This window comes from Paenibacillus sp. LHD-117 (assembly GCF_030929555.1).
In the GTDB taxonomy this organism is placed as follows: domain Bacteria; phylum Bacillota; class Bacilli; order Paenibacillales; family Paenibacillaceae; genus Pristimantibacillus.
On sequence record NZ_JAVFVT010000012.1, the window covers coordinates 121881 to 139125 of the forward strand.

Consider the following 17245-nt stretch of genomic DNA (forward strand, 5'->3'; position numbering starts at 1 on the left):
CATTGGTCATAAGGGGGATGTCTCATGAAAGGTCAAGGCATGTTAATCTCGGCGTTCGTCTTCGCGCTCGTTATTGCTATATTTGCCGTCATTAACGTGGAACAGGTCGAAGTGAATTTCCTGTTCGCGAAGACGGCGACTCCGCTCATTCTGGTCATTCTGGTCTCTACGCTGCTCGGTGGGTTAACCGTAGGCTTGTTCGGCATGCTGCGAATATTCAAGCTGCAGCGCACGGTGAAATCGTTGGAGAAGAAAGTAGTCGAGATGACAGAAGCTGCCGAACCGTTCGAAGCGGCGTTCGGGAGCTCGAGCGCAAGGAAGACGCAGGCGGAACCGCAGGATGCCGCGGACAACGCAGCCGCCGGTTATCAGAATCTCAGGAACGATTGACGACAGACGACAGATGACGGAGCAAGAGGAAACGCACATGGTCCATGCAAAGGATAAAAAAATACTGACCCGGCTGTACACCTATGCCTGCCACGAGGATGAAGCCGAGCTATGCGGGCTCGAGCTGCGCACGTTATTCCGCAAGCGGACGGAGGCAGGAATCGCAGCCTTCGTTGCGGATCCGGGAACGCCGGCCGTCGGCGTTAGCCGAAGCCCGTTCCTGAAGCGCAGGCTGGACGCGGCATTCAGGTCCGAGACGCTGGAAGGATTGATCGAGGAGCTGGACGGCTACGATTTGTCCGGGCAGACGTTTAAGGTGTATTTTACGGACGGCGACGAGCGCCATACCTATAAGGAGAAGCGCGAACTGGAGAGACGGGTCGGCGCGAATCTGACGGGCACGGCGGATATGCGAAGCCCGCAGCGACGGTTCGGATTGGCCAGATTCAAGGGCGAGTGGCTGTTCGGGCCTTGCGAGGATAACGACGCTACGTGGCTAAGCCACCAGGCCAAGCCGCAAAATTACTCCACGGCGCTCCCGACCCGAGCGGCGCGGGCACTGGTGAATATCGCCGCAGGTTCCGAAACGCGCGGCGTCCGCTTGGTCGATCCCTGCTGCGGCATGGGAACGGTGCTGATCGAAGCGTTGTCGATGGGCATCGACACGGAAGGCTTCGAGATCAATCCGCTCGCGGTACGAGGCGCCAGAGCGAACTTGGCGCATTTCGGTTATTCCGGCCAAGCCGTTACGAAAGGCGACATGCTGCAACTGCAAGCGCCGCAACGATATGACGCGGCGATCCTCGACATGCCGTACAATCTCTGTTCGGTCCTGCCGTCAGAAGAGCAGCTGGCAATGTTGCGATCGCTTAGGCGTATGGCGGACAGAGCAGTCGTCGTAACGACAGAAAACATAGTCAACCAGCTCGTATCGTCCGATTTCCGCGTCGTAGACGGAGCTAAGCTAAGCAAAGGCACTTTCAAGCGCTTTATAAGTGTAGTAGAATAAGAAGATGCGGAGCATAAAAGCGAGGTGAACCTATGTCTGCGAATGAACAGAACGAAGCCGTAGAGCAGCCGAAGAAGCTGTCCCAAGCGGAGCGCGCGAAGCAACTGCTGGCTCAGAAGAAACAGGGACAATCGGGTCTGCCGGGCCAGAAGAACTTCTCGACCGGAACTCAGGAGCTCAGAAGCCAAAATACGAAGAAGGTTAACAACCAACGCAAGAAAATGGGTGTGTAACCGACGGGAACGCCATCCGGCATGAAGCCGGGGGCGTTCTTTTTTTCGAAATATAAGGAAGTATAAGTTTTCTCTATACTGTGCTTATATTTCTCGGAATGAAACGCGCTTCGCCGCCAAAGGATGACGACAGCCGTTTCACCTTGTGTCCGCGGACCCTTCTGAAAGGAATAATTCGGAAATCATTGGCGAATGCTGTTGAAAATAGGCCGGTGTCCAGTCACAATACGGCGCGGGCGCGAATACGATATACCATAGGGAGGATGTTGTCTCTTGAAGGCAGGGAGATTCGGACTGCTTCTGTTCAGCGCTGTGATCGTCATTGCGCCGTCTATTCTTGTCTGCAAATATGAAAGCGCATTAGCCTCATCCTCTTCGCAAGCAAGCTTGGCGGCAAGCCACGATCGGGATTGGACCATTCATTATTCCCCGCGGGAAACTACCGGTGTGAAGCGGGCCAAGCTAGAACCCGAAACCGGAGCCTACTTGGGAGCGTACGTGCTCCAAGACGATTCGATCGGCCAAAGCATGGAGCGCTTTAACCAATTGACTGGCAGGGATCATGCGTCCTTCTTCAAATACGTGGGCTACGGACAACCTTTCCCCGTGAAGTGGGTGCGCGACGTCGCGGCGGCCGGGGCGTTCCCGCATATCGCGTGGGAGCCGAACAACGGCTTGGATGAAGTTCGGGACGATGCCTACTTGCGCGAGTTCGCAGCGCAAGCGCATGACGCAGATGTACCGATTCTGCTGCGATTCGCCTCGGAGATGAACGGGACGTGGACTTCCTATAGCGGCAATCCGGAGCTCTACAAGGAAAAATGGCGTCTCGTCCACGATGTTTTTGAAGAAGTGTCCCCGAACACGGCGATGTTATGGTCCGTGCTCGCGATGCCGGAGAAGCCGATGGCGGATTATTATCCGGGTGACGAGCTTGTTGATTGGGTCGGCGTTAACATCTATAGCGTCCGTTACCATAACGGGGACCGTAGTTACCCTGCGGACCGTGAAGATCCGCTGGATCTGCTGAACGCGGTGTACGACCGTTTCAGCCGTACGAAACTGATCGCCGTCTCCGAGTTCGGCGCGAGCCATTATACGACGACGGACGGCAAGCGGGATATCGGATTCGCGGCCCAAAAGATAAGGCGGCTGTACGGCGCATTGGAAGACCGCTATCCAAGAGTAAAAGCGGTTTATTATTTTGATGTGAACAACATTTCCGCCTTCAACCCTTCCCGAAGGGTGAACGATTATTCGATTACGGGAGAGCAAGCGCTGCTGGACGCTTACGGGGAGGCAACGGCCTCGAACTATTTTGCGGGGCATATCGCGTCGGCGGCGGGCGTTAAGGGTAACAATCAACATGGGGAATCGCATCGGGAGTCGTATACGTTCAGAGGAAAGCTGTTCGAATCGAAAGGCGTGTTATACGCGGATGAATCCTTCTTCACCGATTATTTGGGCATCAAGCTTACCCGGATATCGAAGGATGCGAACGGTTCGGAGATCGTGTCGGCGGAGCGCAGGATCGGGGAAGATTCAACCACGGTCACGGCGCGGCTCGTCAAACGTTCGATTAAGGCCGGATACACGAATCCGCATGGCGCGCAGGTCATGAGGAAGCTTCGAGCCATCGCTGTTCTCGAGACCATTCGGGCGCTCGGATATCAGGCAGTAGTGGACGATACTGACATCTGGATTGAGGAATGAAATAAGGCGAGTCCCCGCATAATGAGGTTAGACCATCATCTTGTTCATGGAGGGATTCGGATATGGCGGCGGGCTCATCTTTGCTAAACGTCTATTTGCTGGCCGGCGTAAAAACAACAACCTGCGCTTTCAACGCATGCAAGGAAAAACTCGAAGCGCAATTGAAATCGGAAGGCATCGATCCTGTCATTCAAGTTCTCTTCCCGTATGGGGATGCCAGCAGAAACTTGGTCAGGCAGGTGTTGGAAGTCAGATCCGACCTGTCGAATCGCATGAAAGCGGGACGCATCGGCGGCCGCAAGGTTTGGGAGCAGCTTAAGGATTCGGTCAAAGACGAAAGCGGCCGTTTCCTGCTCATCGGACACAGCGGAGGCGGTGCGGCTGCTTACCAGGCAGCCAAGCTGCTCGAGGAGAATGGGCTCATCCGGGACTTCCGGGTCGTTCAAGTAGGATCGCCCCGTACGCCGATTCATCCTCGTCTTCAAGCTAAAGTGAGCTATTTCCATTCCGTCGACAGCCTCGGGAAGCAGAACGATCCGATTACCCGGATCGGAACTTGGGGCGGTTGGATTCGGAAGGGCAATTCGGTTCCGCGGTGGAGCCATTACAAGTACGCCCCAGGATACGTGGAAGGCATTCCGGTCATCGGGGGCCATGCTGATTATTTTCGCCATACGGAACCATTCGTGGACACCGAATCCATCTGCAACCTCGACAAGACGATCTCTCGCGTAGGCGCTTGGTTGAAAGGCTGGCTCTAATCCATTAGACTGAAGGCAGCGACAAAATATCCGCCTTCAGGAGTTGATTCCGTTATGGCCAATACCCACACGTTCTCGAAGGGCGAAGAGATTGCCAACGCCGTTACGCACGGCATCGGCGCTTTGCTCAGCATAGCGGCCCTGGTGCTGCTCATCGTATTCGCTTCCTTGAAAGGAACGGCGACCCATGTCGTCAGCTTTACGATCTATGGCTCTGCGATGCTGCTGCTCTATCTGGCATCCACGCTTGTCCACAGCTTCCCGCAGGGTAAAGCGAAGAAAGTATTCGAATCGCTTGACCATTCCTTTATTTATGTATTCATAGCCGGCACGTATACGCCGATTTTGTTCCACATCGTACAAGGCGCGTTAGGATGGGCTTTGTTCGGCATTGTATGGGGCGTGGCTGTCGTCGGCGCCATGTTCAAAGCGTTTTTCGCATCCAGGTTTTTGTTCACGTCCACGATTCTGTACATCGCCATGGGCTGGATTATCGTCTTCGCCTGGAAGCCGCTTGTGACGCATCTGGCACCGGGAGGCCTGCAGCTGCTGATCACCGGAGGTCTGCTGTATACAGTGGGAACGGTGTTCTATGTGTGGCGGAGTTTCCCGTATCACCACGCGGTATGGCATATGTTCGTGCTGGGCGGTTCCATCGTCCATTTTTTTGCCATCATCCTATACGTGCTGCCGGCCTAAGGGACGGCTGTTTTTTTGTTTTCAAGCTGTTTTCCTGGCTGCGCCGCCGGAATTCGAGCCGACGGCCGCGCTTCGGCGGGGGCTGCGAGCGGCCTTGGCTCACGCCTCCGCTTCGGGGCACCAGCCCGGAGGTTCGGCGCACATTGATGCGGCAACCAAAGGTTGTTCTTTCGCTAGATCCGCGAAGTAGCTGTCTAGAATATGATTGGCGGAGACGGAGCCCATTCGGAACGAACGTGGAACTTCTCCTTTGACATGCAGGTAGAAATAGGTCTGTTTCGTCCGCGGAGATTGGTAGACGAGCGGCGGCAAATGAGGCACGATATCGTGCTCGTTTTGGAATCGCCAATGCGTCGGAACGCAATAATTGTACGTTTGGACAAACTTCGGATCGCCGACGCGCGGAGCGCCGTACGTATAGACGATCGGCGAGCTGAACGGCGTGTTGCGGGCAATGTCGAGGGCGGCCAAAGTGGCGAGGGAGCCTCCCAAGCTGTGGCCTGTAATAAACAGCGGAAGTTCGGCCGGCAGCCGGCCTAACAAGGCGAAGATGTTATCGCGCGCAGACATATAGATATCCGTGAATCCTTTGTGCGTCTGGCCGGCATTGCGGACAGGGCGGTATAACGTTTGCTGGGCAATGAAGTCGGATACCCAATCCACCGCGGAGCCTGTGCCGCGGAATGCCATGACGGCGCATTGCTCCGATTGGATGACGAAGCCGAACCGCTCGGGACGGCTGTCGTAGGCGCTCGCCGTGATTTCGCCCGTTAATGCGTATGTACGCGGAACAAGGAATAAACCGTCTTCCTTGTTATTGTATTGGACATAGGTCTGCCCGCATACGCCGGCCAGGAACAAGGCGGCTTCCAGATCCGGTTTTTGATTTTTTCCGTACGGATTGTTTCCTGCGTTCATCGGTCATCCCCCCGCGGCGCCGCTGCCCGCGCGGCTCTCATGCATCATTGTATGTAGGCGCTCGCGGATAGGTACCAGCGGAAAAGACAATTGGACGAGTAAGCTTGGTCTCGCTTATAATGGTCACACGCGCGAGGCGTATTTCTTTTTACACTTGTCCTGGGAGAAGGAGAGAAGCTCGGATGACATTGCAGATTGGAATGATCGGAACCGGATGGTTCGGCAGAATGCACGCGGAGAAGCTCGCGAAGCTCGAGGACGTTAACGTCGCGGCGTTCACGGCAACGACGCAGGAGAAAGCGGAAGCCGCGGCAAGGCAGCATAAGGATGCAAGAGGTTTCGCATCGATCCATGACATGCTTGATTCACGCAAGCTCGATGCCGTGTACATATGCGTGCCGCCGTTTGCGCATGGAGAAATTGAAAGCGCTTTGATCGAACGGGACATCCCGTTTCTGGTGGAGAAGCCGATCGGCATCGACGAGGAGCTTCCGGCCGCGCTGCTGCGCGGGATTCGGGACAAATCGCTGATTACGTCCGTCGGTTATCACTTCCGCTACATGGACGGAACCGAACGGGCCAAGGAGCTGCTTCGGGATCGGACGCTCGGCATGGCGCTCGGATATTGGATGGGAGATATGCCGGGCGTTTATTGGTGGCGCTCCATGCAAGAATCGGGCGGCCAGTTCGTCGAACAGACGACGCATATCGTCGATCTGCTCCGCTATACGGCAGGCGAAGTGAAGGAAGTGTACGCGGCATACGGGGATCGAATTGTATCCGGCTCGACTGAGGGCGTGACCGTGCCGGATGTCGGCAGCGTGACGCTTAAACTGGCGTCGGGGGCGATCGCAACGATCAGCAACACATGCTCCATTCCGGCGGGCAGCCACAGCGGCTTGCATCTGTACACGAGCTCGGGCGTCATGGAGCTGAGCAGCGGGGGATTGATCGACAAGGAGACGGGACGGACGACGGAATACAAAAACAAGACCAATCCGTACGATGCCGAAAACGACGCGTTCCTGCACGCCGTTAGAACGGGCGATACGTCCCGGATCCGCTCCGACTACGAGGATGCCTGGATGACCCATCGGGTCACGATGGCGGCCAATGTATCCGCAAGGACTGGCCTGCCGGTTACAATCGAGCTCTAATAAATAAATAAGCTTCGACCAAATAAACAATCCCGGAGCGATCGACGTACGCGGAAACATAGCGTTACGTTCGATTTCTCCGGGATCGATCATTTTCGTTCGTACGGTCGAAGCTAGTGACGTTCATGGCGCCGGCACGGGATTCCGTGTCCGGCTTCTTGCGTTTGCCCCCATGCCGCGCGGAGCGGCTTCGGCTCTGATCCGCTTCGTTTTCCAGCAGCAGAAGTTTGTCGCGTTTCTTGACCAGCAAATCTCCGGTCCAGCCCTTCCGCCATAACCATAAGTAAATGCCAATCGTAATAACAGAGATTCCGACCAACATCGCCCCGTAACCCCAGGGTTGCCTGCGCCAAGGCAGCCAGTCGAAGTTCATGCCCCATAATCCTCCAATGACCGTTGCCGGCAGGAACAGCACCGTAAAGATCGTGAGCGTCTTCATAATGTCGTTGCCCCGGAAGCTGGAGATGGCGTCGTCCATCGAGATCAGCGTATCGATCTCGAGCGCGTAATGCTTCAGCAGCGTTTCGATGCGTTCCAGCTTATGCGTGATCCGTTTGAAGGCATCCGTATCCCCCAGCTCTTCCATGAATGCCTCTTTGGAAGCGCCATGCACCTCCCTGATCGGGATGAACAGATGGCTCCAGTGAAGGAGGTCGTATCTCCGGTCGAAAATAACGTCGAGCAAGCCCGTGCGGTTACGGTGGCGCATCGTGCGCTCCAATTCCCCAAGCCTGCTTTCGAAGCCGTCGAGGCCGCTATGGAACGTTTCCAGGATGACGCTGATCATAATGAAGAATGCCTCGGGAGCTAGCTTGCATTCGTCGTATTTGATGGTATGGGAGCCGGTTTGCAGTCTGAGCGGCAGCCTTATATCGCCATGCATCGTTACGAGTCTGTGCCTGGATAACCAGAAATGGAATGGCTCTATGTCCGACGGATCTTCTGTTATCTGGATCATTAAGGTGCCGCACAAAATGGGACCGACTCCGGCGGAATGGTCGACGCTGATATGATTGGTCCGCCTGCTCGCGCACTCGTCGATCCACAGCCCGCATTCGGGGAATTGTTCCTTTAGCTCGGCGATCCTTTGTTCCGGCGCCGAAGCCGGCGATTCCGGAATTGAGGAGCTTCTGCGTGGTTGATGCTCCGGTACCGTCCGAGGGGCTTGTCCGGCATTCTTTCTGCTCGGTAGCGACTTCTGCGGCTGCTCGGTCACGCCAGCTTGCTGCAGCACATGCCACTCCCAGCCGGCGGGATAACGAAGCATATGACGAATCATCGTTTCCTCTCCCCCTAATAATCACCTTACATCCAATTGCTACCTTTCATCATAACCCGAACAAGCCTGCTAGACAACTGGAGATAAGAGGCGGACTCTGCTGCCGGCCTATACGGAGTCGGCATGCGCGCGCCGGCCACGATTGAGGCAAGCGGCATTGGGGCATACCATGCTTATGAGAAACTGAAGACTAAGGAAAACGGAGGGATTGGCATGGCAAGGAAAATAGGAATTTTCGAATCGCAGCAGCAAGTGATCGACGCCATTACGCAATTGGAAAACTCGGGGTTCAAGCCGGGAGAGATGATGATACTGGCCAAGGACAGCGAGCATTCCAGGCGAATCGAGGCGGAGACGGATGTGCACGCGGACGAGATGAGGGATTTGGAAGAGACGCGGTACGACGCGCGGACGCATACCGGCACGTTCGGCACGGCCTACTCGTCCGGCATTGGCGAAGCGCCGGTCGCAACAGCCTATGGGTTTACCGGATTCGGAGGGGGAACGACTTCGGGCGTCGGGTTCCCGTTCGCGGTTTCCTACGCTTTCATTGGGAACGAGCACGAGCGGGCTTTCCGTTCCTTGGGACTCGACAACAAGGAAGCGGAGCTTTGCTGTCAGGAAGTGGAGCGCGGGGCGTATGCCTTGATCGTTGAGACGACGGAGAGCAAGTCTCTTCTCGACAAGGACGGCGGACCGGATTTGTCCACGCTCGGCGTGGCCGAGGCGGTGTTCCGCAGCTGCGGCGCATCGCGTATCGCGAACGGCTCCTAATCCATACTGACGTCGAGCCGAAAATAAGGCCGGTTGGATAGCCGCCATGGAAGCTAACCAAACCGGCCTTCAAGATTATCGCTCCTTCAACGTCGCCCGGGACAAGCTGACGATATCCTTGATCGGATTCCGATCCGCCGTACCATCGATCAACTGACCTATGAGCGTAGCGGCCAGCATGCTGTATACCGTCCCGTTCCCTCCATAACCTAAGCTGTAGTAGACGTTCGGCCAGTCGGGGTCTTCGCCGATGAACGGCAGATTGTCTTGCGATTCGCCGAACGTTGCGTTCCACGCAAAGTCTGCGGTAAGCGGAAGATCGGGAAACAACGCTTGTACTCGCGAAAGCAGCTTCTCGTTATGAGATTGCCGAGATTGTCCGCCAAGAAGCGGCTCCCGAACCGCTTCGTCCAGTCCGCCGGCGATGATCCGTCCGTCATCTGTCGTTCGGAGGTAGAGATAAGGCCTTGCCGTCTCCCACAGCAGGCAGCGGTCATGCCATCGGCTTAGATCCCGCTGCTTGTCCGTCACGATGACGAAAGTACGTCCGAAGCTCGGCTTGATTAAGCGGCCGCGGAGCGATTCCGGTTCGTAGCCGACGGCGTAGACGACATGCTCGGCATCGATGTGATGCCCGCTCGAGGCATGCAGCCGGTGGCTGCCGCCTTGGAGCGTTTCGCGGGACGTAATATCGGTTCCCTCATAGATCCGAAGCCCCTGTTCGAAGGCGCTCTCCGCAATCGCATGGACGAATCGGAAAGGATTCACCTCCGCATCCCCTCCCGTGAGGATGGCGCCCGGCTTGCGGAAGGGGAACTGCTTCGCAACGTCGTCCCCCGTCCAGTAGGCAACGTCCAGCCCGCATGCGGACAATGCATCGAATTCTTCCTTCAGCTTGGGGAGGTCCTGCTCCGAAGAGGCGTAATACAAGCTGCTTCTCCGCTTGAAGCCAATCTCGTAAGGCAAAGAATCCGCGATAGCGGCAAGCTGCTCCATTGCGTCCCTGCAAGCCTTATAAAACATTCGCGCCGGATGCTTGCCGATCTGATTGGACAGGTCGGTCAACATGATATCGTTGCAGAACTGCAGAAGTCCCGTGCTTGCGGTCGTGCTCTCGCCCGCAATCTCTCCACGCTCGGCCAATACGACATCCATTCCCGCTCTCGAGAGCTCGTGAGCGCAGGTCACGCCCGACATGCCGCCGCCGACGATCGCGACATCGGCTTTGACATTTCCGCTCAGCGGCGCGTACCTCCGGACATCGGCGACTGTGGTCGGCCAGTACATTCGGCCGATATGTAATTCGCTCATGGATGAGAACACCTCCTCCGGTAGTATACCCACGAGAGCCCCTTCCGAAAACGCGGCGCATCATGCGTGCGTCAGTGATCTCCGCCAAACATCTCTTTGCGGTACGACGTCGGCGATTGGCCGAATTGCTTCCGGAATTGCTTGGAGAAGTAAAGCGCGTCCTGCAATCCGACGGAGGCGGAAATTTGCTCGACCGTAAGCTCGGGCCGTTCCCGAAGCATGAGCTTCGCCTTGTCCAGCCTCAGCTTCAGCAGGAACGAGACGGGCGACATGCCGGCCCGCTGCTTGAATGTCCGGGACAAGTAAGCGCGATTGTAGCCTAAAGCCTCCGACATTTGCTCGATCGACACCGGATGCGAGTATTGCGTCGACAAATAATGAATGACCTGCCTATGGATATCCTCGTTCTCCTGCCGGCGAATTCCCGAATCCTCGGCATTATCCGCCCGATGATCCCGGTAAAGCGCCATGAGCAGCTGCAGCCAGCCGGCCGACTGAAGCGACGCCGAGGCGCCGGCGTTCCGGAATGTCCGATAGATGTTATTGTATAGGACGGCTGCCCTGCGGCGGTCCGGCAAATTAGCGATAGGTGAGCCCGGCTGAAACCCTGCGGCGGAGACGAGCTCAGCGGCCATGCCGCCGGCGAACGCGATCCATCGGTATCGCCACGGATCGTCCGGGTCGGATTCATAGCTGACGAGCTCCTCGGGCTGAATGAGAAACGTGTCGCCGGCGCCTAGCTCATGTTTCGATCCGTTCAGCATAAATGTTCCTCTGCCCGAAAGCACGAGGTGCATCAGGTAAAAGTCGTAGACTTTGGGACCGAGCCGGTGCCCCGGCTTCGTTTGGCTTTCCCCGGAGAACAGGACGTGAACGAGCGGGGCTTCCCCGCCTGAAGCGGTAACCGGACTAGGGTTGGAGGCAACGGTATACGTTTCTTGCGGCATGTTCTTTACACCTGCTTCTTAGGTCATGTTTGGAACAGTGTATACGGTCTTTTCGTTTCATCATAGCATGTCCATCCAGCATAGATAAAGTCACATAATTCCATATAATTAGCACTTTGCGCCATTTCGTTTTGAGCCCCGATCCACTATACTGATGTCAGATAAGGAACTTATTCTAATCCAAAAGGATCGTGATCACACATGGCTAATCTCGCAGCTTTGACAGACACCTTCATAGAACAATACGGCGGAAGCGCGGAAGGCATCGCGATATTCCATGCGCCAGGACGCGTTAATCTGATCGGCGAGCATACGGACTACAACGGCGGCTACGTATTCCCGGCGGCGCTGACGTTCGGCACGACGCTCCTCATCCGCAAGCGCGAAGACAAAGGCCTAGGGCTTGCCACCACGAACTTCCCATCGTCCAAGACGTTCTCGGTCGAAGGCGTAACGTACGACGAAGCCGACGATTGGATGAATTACCCGAAAGGCATCGTAAACGAACTGCTTCAGCAAGGCGTCTCGTTCGGCAGCGGGTACGATCTGCTCTATCACGGCGAAATCCCGAACGGAGCCGGACTATCCTCGTCCGCATCGATCGAGGTCGTCACGGCTTACGCGCTGCTTTCGATGGAGAATTTGCCGACGGATACGGTGAAGATCGCGCTGCTGTCGCAGAAATCGGAGAACGAATTCAACGGCGTGAAGTGCGGCATCATGGACCAGTTCGCGGTGGCGAATGGCAAGAAGGACCATGCGATCCTGCTCATGTGCGACACGCTCGAATACGATCTCGTGCCGTTCCAATCCGGCAGCTATAAGCTGATCATCGGCAATACGAACAAGCGTAGAGGATTGGTCGATTCCAAATACAACGAACGCCGCGCCCAGTGCGAGGAAGCGGTTCGCGATCTGCGCGAAGCCCATCCGCAGCTGGAGCTGCTCGGTCAGCTCAGCCTGGAGCAGTTCAACGCTACCAAGCATCTCATCAAGGACGACATCGTACGGAATCGCGCGCAGCATGTCGTCGAAGAAATCAACCGCGTTCTGCAATCGATCGAAGCTTTGAAGAAGGACGATTTGGCGGCATTCGGGCAGTTGATGAACGAATCACACGATTCGCTTCGCGATCTGTACGAGGTAACGGGCGACGAGCTTGACGCGATGGTAGACGCCGCGCGCGGCGTGAAGGGCGTGCTCGGTTCGCGGATGACCGGCGCGGGCTTCGGCGGCTGCACGGTTTCCCTCGTGCACGAGGACAGCGTCGAGGCCTTCCAAGCGGAAGTCGGACGCAAGTATACGGAAGCGACAGGATTGACGGCCGATTTCTACGTGTGCAGCATCGGCAACGGGGTCGAGCGTTTGCAATAGATCGGTTATACTTCGTAATGGGAAGCGGACTTTTTGAACAATCATAATACAATGGAGTTCAAAAAGTTCGGTTTTCAGTACCGAGAAAATTGAATGAAGCTAGAAACTGAGTAGCGGAGCGTAGCAGAGCTACGTGAGCAACGGAAGGTTCGGCTGAATTCAATATTCGATGCCGAGTAAGCTACTAGGTATACTTCGTAATGGGAAGCGGACTTTTTGAACAATCCTATATCAGGGAGAGGGGATACGAACATGGCAGTATTGGTAACCGGAGGAGCGGGCTATATCGGCTCTCACGCCGTAGCCGCGCTCAAGGAACGCGGAGAAGACATCGTGGTCGTGGACAACTTGCAGCAAGGACACAAGGAGGCGCTGCTGGGCGGCAAGCTGTACGTTGGGGATTTGAGGGACGCCGATTTCCTGGATACGGTGTTCAAGGAGAACGAAATCGACGCAGTCATTCATTTCGCGGCGAATTCCCTTGTCGGCGAAAGCATGAAGCAGCCGGGCAAATATTATCACAATAACGTATACGGAACGTTGTGCCTGCTGGAGAAAATGAATGAATACGGCGTGGGGCGCATCGTCTTCTCGTCGACGGCCGCGACTTACGGCGAGCCGGAGAATGTGCCGATCGACGAATACGACCGGACGCTTCCGACGAACGCTTACGGCGAGACCAAGCTCGCAATGGAGAAAATGATGAAGTGGTTCGACATCGCCCACGGCATCAAATATATTTCGCTGCGCTACTTCAACGCCGCCGGCGCCCATGACAGCGGGCTGATCGGAGAAGATCACCGCCCTGAAACGCACCTGGTACCTATCGTGCTGGAAGCCGCGCTCGGCAAACGCCCGCATATTTCCGTATTCGGCGACGACTACGCGACAGAAGACGGCACGTGCGTGCGCGATTATATCCATGTCAGCGATCTGGCCGACGCTCACTTGCTGGCGGTGGACCGCCTTCGCGGCGGAGCGGACAGCGCCGTCTATAACCTGGGTAACGGCCAAGGCTTCTCGGTGAAGCAAGTAATCGAGATCGCGCGTGAAGTGACAGGCAGAGATATCCGCGCCATCATCGAGCCTCGCCGGGCGGGAGACCCCGCCGTGCTGGTCGCTTCCTCGGAGCGCGCCCGCAGCGAGCTTGGCTGGAATCCGAGCAGAAGCAACCTCGAGAACATTATCGGAAGCGCCTGGAGCTGGCATCAGGCGAATCCGAACGGCTACGACAGAGAATAGACCCGGCCGCATAACGCCGGAGGAGCGAGAGGAGCTGTACCGTATGACGTTGCAAAATGAAGCCTCGCCCGGCAAGGAAGAGGCGCTGGTCCTGATCGAGGAGCTGCTGGCGTTCGCACTGCGGAAAGGAATGGTCCAAGGGGAGGATGTCGCGTACGCGCGCAACGCATTGCTCGATCTGTTCCGGTTAACGGAGCCGACAGACGCTGCGGCCGGCAGTGCTGAGCCTGCCGATAGCGCTGTGGAGCTGCTTGAGCCGCTGCTCGATTACGGCTTCGCAATCGGGTTGATCCCTGACAATACGGTCACGCAGCGGGACCTGCTCGATGCCCGCATCATGGGCCTGCTGATGCCGAGACCGTCAGAGACGACGGCCGCTTTCCGCGGCAAAGCCCGGGACGAGGGCATCGCCGCGGCGACGGATGCCTTCTACGCGCTGAATATCGACAGCAATTACATCCGGATGGACCGTATTCGGAAGAATCAATACTGGCAGCATCCGACCCCGTACGGCGGCTTGGAGATGACGATCAACTTGTCGAAGCCGGAGAAGGATCCGAAGGAAATCGCCTTGCTGAAGACGCTGCCGCAAGCCCATTATCCGAAGTGCCTGCTGTGCGCCGAGAACGTCGGATATGCGGGACGGGCAGATCACCCGGCTAGGCAAAATTTGCGGATTCTGCCGATGACGCTGCAAGATGAGCCTTGGTTTTTCCAATATTCGCCATATGTATATTACAACGAACATAGCATCGTGTTTAAAGGCGCGCATGAGCCGATGGCCGTGACGCATGCCTCATTCGCCAGGCTGCTGGACTTCGTGGAGCAGTTCCCGCATTATTTCATCGGCTCCAACGCGGATCTTCCGATCGTAGGAGGTTCGATCTTGAGCCACGACCACTTCCAGGCGGGACGCCACGTCTTCCCGATGGAGAGCGCGCCGATCGAGGCAAGCTTCGCGGACGAACTCGGCTCGGCCGTGACGTACGGCATCGTTCAGTGGCCGATGTCGGTGCTCCGGCTGCGCGGATCGTCCAAGGCAGCGGTACATGCGGCAGGCTGCCGCATTCTGGACAGGTGGAAAGCGTATAGCGATCCGTCCGCAGACGTGCTCGCGTATTCGGAGCTCGAAGGCGGCGAACGTATTCGGCATAATACGATTACGCCGATTGCCCGTCTGAAGGATAGCGGCGACTATGAGCTGGATCTCGTGCTGCGCAACAACCGTACGAGCGAGGAGCATCCCGGCGGGATCTTCCATCCGCATAGCCATCTTCATCATATCAAAAAAGAAAATATCGGCTTGATCGAAGTCATGGGTCTAGCGGTCCTTCCCGGCCGGCTCAAGGAAGAACTGGAGCAAATCGCCGAGCTGTTGACGCCGGAAGCTGCCGCGTCCGCGGCAGAACTGCGCGCGGAAGGCCATAAGCTGGCGCATCATGCCGATTGGGCGGAGATGCTCGAACGGAAGTACGGTACCTCGCTGTCGAAGGAGGAAGCAGGGGCCGCCGTACGTTCGGAGACGGGCGACAAGTTCCTGGACGTGCTGCTGGATGCCGGCGTGTTCAAGCGGAACGAGCAGGGTGCCGCTGCCTTCCGGACATTCCTCGCGGCCGCAGAGCTGAAGCCGGTGTAACATACGCAATCGGGTTTTCGCCGCTTCAAACCTAATTCGAAATAACCTTTCCTCGGTCGAATGGATCTGTAACATTCGAGGGAAGGTTTTTTTGTTGTGCTTAGGGTGAAATTATGGTATTTTTTATATAATAAATATTTTTAATTGAATAATATTTATTTACGCATTCAGATCGATATTGGAGGTTCAACATGCCTGAGAAAATGATGCCCCTAGAGGAATTCCTGGAACTGACGACGGACGAACAAGTTGAGAAACTGAAGCGCTGGAAGATGGATTATACGCTTAAGGATATCCGGGAAGCTTGGAACTTCAAGCATTCCGCTCAATATTACATGCTGTTGAAGAAGCTGCGGATCTATGAGCGGGTCGTGAACAAGTCCGACAAGTTTTATCCGGCGCAGGAGCAGCTGCTGCACAGGCCGAACCAGGCGGACGAGCTTGGCTGGAGAACGCAATCGGCGGCGAAGCTGCCGGCAGACAGCTTCGATTATCATCTCAACACGACGCTTAGCGGTGCCGAGCTGGCGGACAAGCTGGAACGTCTTGCCCACTTCCTGAAGGGCGAACGGAAGAATATCGCGATCAAGCTGTCCATCGGAGCGGTAGAATCCGAAGCGGCGGAAGAAGAAACCGAAGAATAACAGGTAAAGCGCCGTCGCGAGAGCGATCGCCGGCCTGACGGCAAGAACCGGAATCATGTTGATTCCGGTTCTTGTCATTTTGTCGGATTGTGCTAAATAATGGTTTGTTATGGAATTCAATTGAAATATTTGTGTCACGATTACAACGTTGGATTGAAAATAATCGACGATTATTTGCGGAGCTTGCCCAGCTCGGAGACAAGAGCTTCGACTTCGCTGATGCTGAATTTGTCTTTGCTCGCGACGTGATCGTACAGATCCTTGATGTCTTCGTATCGTTCGATGCTGAAGTTGGATGCCTGCATGGCGGCGCCGGAAGCCATTCTCAGCTTCGTCTTGATCGTTTCGATCATGTATTCGACATTCTCTTGCGTAGGTAATTGAAGATCGGACACGAATTTCCCTCCCTCACGATTGCGATTGATCTCGTCATTGTACCATGATGCGCATCCTCCGCACCACAAATTGAAGAGCAATCCGAATTTCGATACAATGAACGGAGCGGAACATGCGCATATGAGGCTGATGCAAAACAGCCAATCGATAGATTGTAACTATTTGGCGGGGAGGGACGGGAGGAGGATGAAGATGGCGACGGTTACGGAGCCCATGGAGGCAACGGGTGAGCGGCTTGCCTCGTTCCTGGGGGAAATCGCGCGGGTGCAGCCCGACCGCAAGCGCATCTTGTTCCTATGCGTGGGCACCGATTGTTCGACCGGAGATGCCTTCGGTCCGCTTGTCGGCACGATGCTGGAGGAGCATGGCTGGCCCGGCGTCATCGGCACGCTTGCGGAGCCGTGCGACGCCCATAAAGTCGAGGCGGCGGCCGCGGCGGCATTGCGGCTTCGCAAGGACGAAGCCGCAACCGTGATCGCGATCGATGCTTGCCTCGGCAAGCCGCAATCGGTTGGAGGTTACGTGCTGAGCCGCGGCCCGCTTAAACCCGGCGCGGCAACGGGACGCCGGCTTCCTCCTGTCGGGGACTACGGCATCGCGGGCGTCGTCAACAGGCAGGGGCCCAAGGCATATGCGATGCTGCAGACGACTTCGCTGCACCTTGTGATGAACATGGCGAAGCAGATTGTTTCAGCGATCGACGATGCGTGGTATATCCATAAGAAATGATTCATTAATTCCAAGCACAATTCAGGAGGGATT

The 17245-nt window shown here is 56.3% G+C and carries 18 protein-coding genes; 13 read left to right on the plus strand and 5 right to left on the minus strand.

The window, feature by feature from the left end:
* The first annotated feature begins 24 nt into the window (after nucleotides 1-24).
* From RB620_RS11525 to trhA, 6 genes are all read left to right on the plus strand, one after another.
* A complete protein-coding gene (locus RB620_RS11525; protein ID WP_308094442.1) occupies nucleotides 25-390 on the plus strand; it encodes a LapA family protein in 366 nt (121 codons plus the stop codon).
* A complete protein-coding gene (locus RB620_RS11530; RefSeq protein ID WP_308094443.1) occupies nucleotides 341-1399 on the plus strand; it encodes a TRM11 family SAM-dependent methyltransferase in 1059 nt (352 codons plus the stop codon). Before RB620_RS11525 ends, RB620_RS11530 begins: the two co-directional genes overlap by 50 nt.
* 32 nt (nucleotides 1400-1431) lie before the next feature.
* Nucleotides 1432-1632: a hypothetical protein gene (locus tag RB620_RS11535; protein ID WP_308094446.1), complete on the plus strand. Its 201-nt coding sequence runs from the start codon at nucleotides 1432-1434 to the stop codon at nucleotides 1630-1632.
* A gap of 273 nt (nucleotides 1633-1905) precedes the next feature.
* Nucleotides 1906-3345 carry a glycoside hydrolase family 26 protein gene (locus RB620_RS11540; protein ID WP_308094448.1) on the plus strand — a complete coding sequence of 480 codons (1440 nt, stop codon included), beginning with the start codon at nucleotides 1906-1908 and terminating at the stop codon, nucleotides 3343-3345.
* Nucleotides 3346-3407: 62 nt separating this feature from the next.
* Nucleotides 3408-4106, plus strand: a complete 699-nt coding sequence (locus RB620_RS11545; RefSeq protein ID WP_308094449.1) for a lipase family protein — start codon at nucleotides 3408-3410, stop codon at nucleotides 4104-4106.
* 54 nt (nucleotides 4107-4160) lie between these two features.
* The gene (trhA, locus tag RB620_RS11550; RefSeq protein WP_308094451.1) at nucleotides 4161-4805 is read left to right on the plus strand and encodes a PAQR family membrane homeostasis protein TrhA; all 645 of its coding nucleotides are present in this window, start codon (nucleotides 4161-4163) and stop codon (nucleotides 4803-4805) included.
* A 99-nt stretch (nucleotides 4806-4904) separates the two neighbouring features.
* On the opposite strand, the gene RB620_RS11555 is transcribed toward trhA, so the two are convergent.
* The gene (locus RB620_RS11555; protein ID WP_308094453.1) at nucleotides 4905-5723 is read right to left on the minus strand and encodes a lipase family protein; all 819 of its coding nucleotides are present in this window, start codon (nucleotides 5721-5723) and stop codon (nucleotides 4905-4907) included.
* Nucleotides 5724-5905: 182 nt separating this feature from the next.
* On the opposite strand from RB620_RS11555, the gene RB620_RS11560 reads away from it, so the two are divergent.
* Nucleotides 5906-6880, plus strand: coding sequence for a Gfo/Idh/MocA family protein (locus tag RB620_RS11560; protein WP_308094454.1), 975 nt, complete (start codon nucleotides 5906-5908; stop codon nucleotides 6878-6880).
* A gap of 64 nt (nucleotides 6881-6944) precedes the next feature.
* Here the strand turns inward: RB620_RS11560 and RB620_RS11565 are convergent, their stop codons facing one another.
* Entirely contained in the window at nucleotides 6945-8159 is a 1215-nt protein-coding gene (locus RB620_RS11565) for a magnesium transporter CorA family protein (RefSeq protein ID WP_308094456.1), read from the minus strand.
* 213 nt (nucleotides 8160-8372) lie between these two features.
* Between RB620_RS11565 and RB620_RS11570 the strand changes: the two genes are divergently transcribed.
* Nucleotides 8373-8933 carry a general stress protein gene (locus RB620_RS11570; protein ID WP_308094458.1) on the plus strand — a complete coding sequence of 187 codons (561 nt, stop codon included), beginning with the start codon at nucleotides 8373-8375 and terminating at the stop codon, nucleotides 8931-8933.
* A gap of 75 nt (nucleotides 8934-9008) precedes the next feature.
* Here RB620_RS11570 and RB620_RS11575 read toward each other — a convergent pair whose 3' ends face one another.
* Nucleotides 9009-10244, minus strand: a complete 1236-nt coding sequence (locus RB620_RS11575) for an NAD(P)/FAD-dependent oxidoreductase (RefSeq protein WP_308094459.1) — start codon at nucleotides 10242-10244, stop codon at nucleotides 9009-9011.
* Nucleotides 10245-10315: 71 nt separating this feature from the next.
* Nucleotides 10316-11191 (minus strand): AraC family ligand binding domain-containing protein, encoded by an 876-nt coding sequence (locus RB620_RS11580; RefSeq protein ID WP_308094461.1) that lies wholly within the window; start codon nucleotides 11189-11191, stop codon nucleotides 10316-10318.
* A gap of 201 nt (nucleotides 11192-11392) precedes the next feature.
* On the opposite strand from RB620_RS11580, the gene RB620_RS11585 reads away from it, so the two are divergent.
* The 4 genes from RB620_RS11585 to RB620_RS11600 all read left to right on the plus strand — a co-directional run bounded on the left by RB620_RS11585 (nucleotide 11393) and on the right by RB620_RS11600 (nucleotide 16087).
* Nucleotides 11393-12565 (plus strand): galactokinase, encoded by a 1173-nt coding sequence (locus tag RB620_RS11585; protein ID WP_308094463.1) that lies wholly within the window; start codon nucleotides 11393-11395, stop codon nucleotides 12563-12565.
* Between the two features lie 252 nt (nucleotides 12566-12817).
* Entirely contained in the window at nucleotides 12818-13807 is a 990-nt protein-coding gene (gene galE / locus RB620_RS11590) for a UDP-glucose 4-epimerase GalE (protein WP_308094465.1), read from the plus strand.
* Nucleotides 13808-13850: 43 nt separating this feature from the next.
* On the plus strand, nucleotides 13851-15443 hold the full coding sequence (locus tag RB620_RS11595) for a UDP-glucose--hexose-1-phosphate uridylyltransferase (RefSeq protein ID WP_308094467.1): 1593 nt from the start codon (nucleotides 13851-13853) through the stop codon (nucleotides 15441-15443).
* Between the two features lie 191 nt (nucleotides 15444-15634).
* A complete protein-coding gene (locus tag RB620_RS11600) occupies nucleotides 15635-16087 on the plus strand; it encodes a hypothetical protein (RefSeq protein ID WP_308094468.1) in 453 nt (150 codons plus the stop codon).
* A gap of 170 nt (nucleotides 16088-16257) precedes the next feature.
* On the opposite strand, the gene RB620_RS11605 is transcribed toward RB620_RS11600, so the two are convergent.
* Nucleotides 16258-16482, minus strand: a complete 225-nt coding sequence (locus tag RB620_RS11605; RefSeq protein ID WP_308094470.1) for a DUF1128 domain-containing protein — start codon at nucleotides 16480-16482, stop codon at nucleotides 16258-16260.
* Nucleotides 16483-16675: 193 nt separating this feature from the next.
* Here RB620_RS11605 and yyaC point away from each other — a divergent pair, with 193 nt between their 5' ends.
* A complete protein-coding gene (yyaC, locus tag RB620_RS11610) occupies nucleotides 16676-17212 on the plus strand; it encodes a spore protease YyaC (protein ID WP_308094472.1) in 537 nt (178 codons plus the stop codon).
* Nucleotides 17213-17245: the final 33 nt, after the last annotated feature.

Coding starts and splice junctions, on each gene's coding strand:
- RB620_RS11570 (WP_308094458.1), top strand. CDS start 8,373: ATGGCAAGGAAAATAGGAATTTTCGAATCGCAGCAGCAAGTGATCGAC.
- RB620_RS11535 (WP_308094446.1), top strand. CDS start 1,432: ATGTCTGCGAATGAACAGAACGAAGCCGTAGAGCAGCCGAAGAAGCTG.
- RB620_RS11555 (WP_308094453.1), bottom strand. CDS start 5,723: ATGAACGCAGGAAACAATCCGTACGGAAAAAATCAAAAACCGGATCTG.
- RB620_RS11585 (WP_308094463.1), top strand. CDS start 11,393: ATGGCTAATCTCGCAGCTTTGACAGACACCTTCATAGAACAATACGGC.
- RB620_RS11530 (WP_308094443.1), top strand. CDS start 341: ATGCCGCGGACAACGCAGCCGCCGGTTATCAGAATCTCAGGAACGATT.
- RB620_RS11600 (WP_308094468.1), top strand. CDS start 15,635: ATGCCTGAGAAAATGATGCCCCTAGAGGAATTCCTGGAACTGACGACG.
- galE (WP_308094465.1), top strand. CDS start 12,818: ATGGCAGTATTGGTAACCGGAGGAGCGGGCTATATCGGCTCTCACGCC.
- RB620_RS11560 (WP_308094454.1), top strand. CDS start 5,906: ATGACATTGCAGATTGGAATGATCGGAACCGGATGGTTCGGCAGAATG.
- RB620_RS11580 (WP_308094461.1), bottom strand. CDS start 11,191: ATGCCGCAAGAAACGTATACCGTTGCCTCCAACCCTAGTCCGGTTACC.
- RB620_RS11595 (WP_308094467.1), top strand. CDS start 13,851: ATGACGTTGCAAAATGAAGCCTCGCCCGGCAAGGAAGAGGCGCTGGTC.
- RB620_RS11565 (WP_308094456.1), bottom strand. CDS start 8,159: ATGATTCGTCATATGCTTCGTTATCCCGCCGGCTGGGAGTGGCATGTG.
- yyaC (WP_308094472.1), top strand. CDS start 16,676: ATGGCGACGGTTACGGAGCCCATGGAGGCAACGGGTGAGCGGCTTGCC.
- RB620_RS11525 (WP_308094442.1), top strand. CDS start 25: ATGAAAGGTCAAGGCATGTTAATCTCGGCGTTCGTCTTCGCGCTCGTT.
- trhA (WP_308094451.1), top strand. CDS start 4,161: ATGGCCAATACCCACACGTTCTCGAAGGGCGAAGAGATTGCCAACGCC.
- RB620_RS11575 (WP_308094459.1), bottom strand. CDS start 10,244: ATGAGCGAATTACATATCGGCCGAATGTACTGGCCGACCACAGTCGCC.
- RB620_RS11545 (WP_308094449.1), top strand. CDS start 3,408: ATGGCGGCGGGCTCATCTTTGCTAAACGTCTATTTGCTGGCCGGCGTA.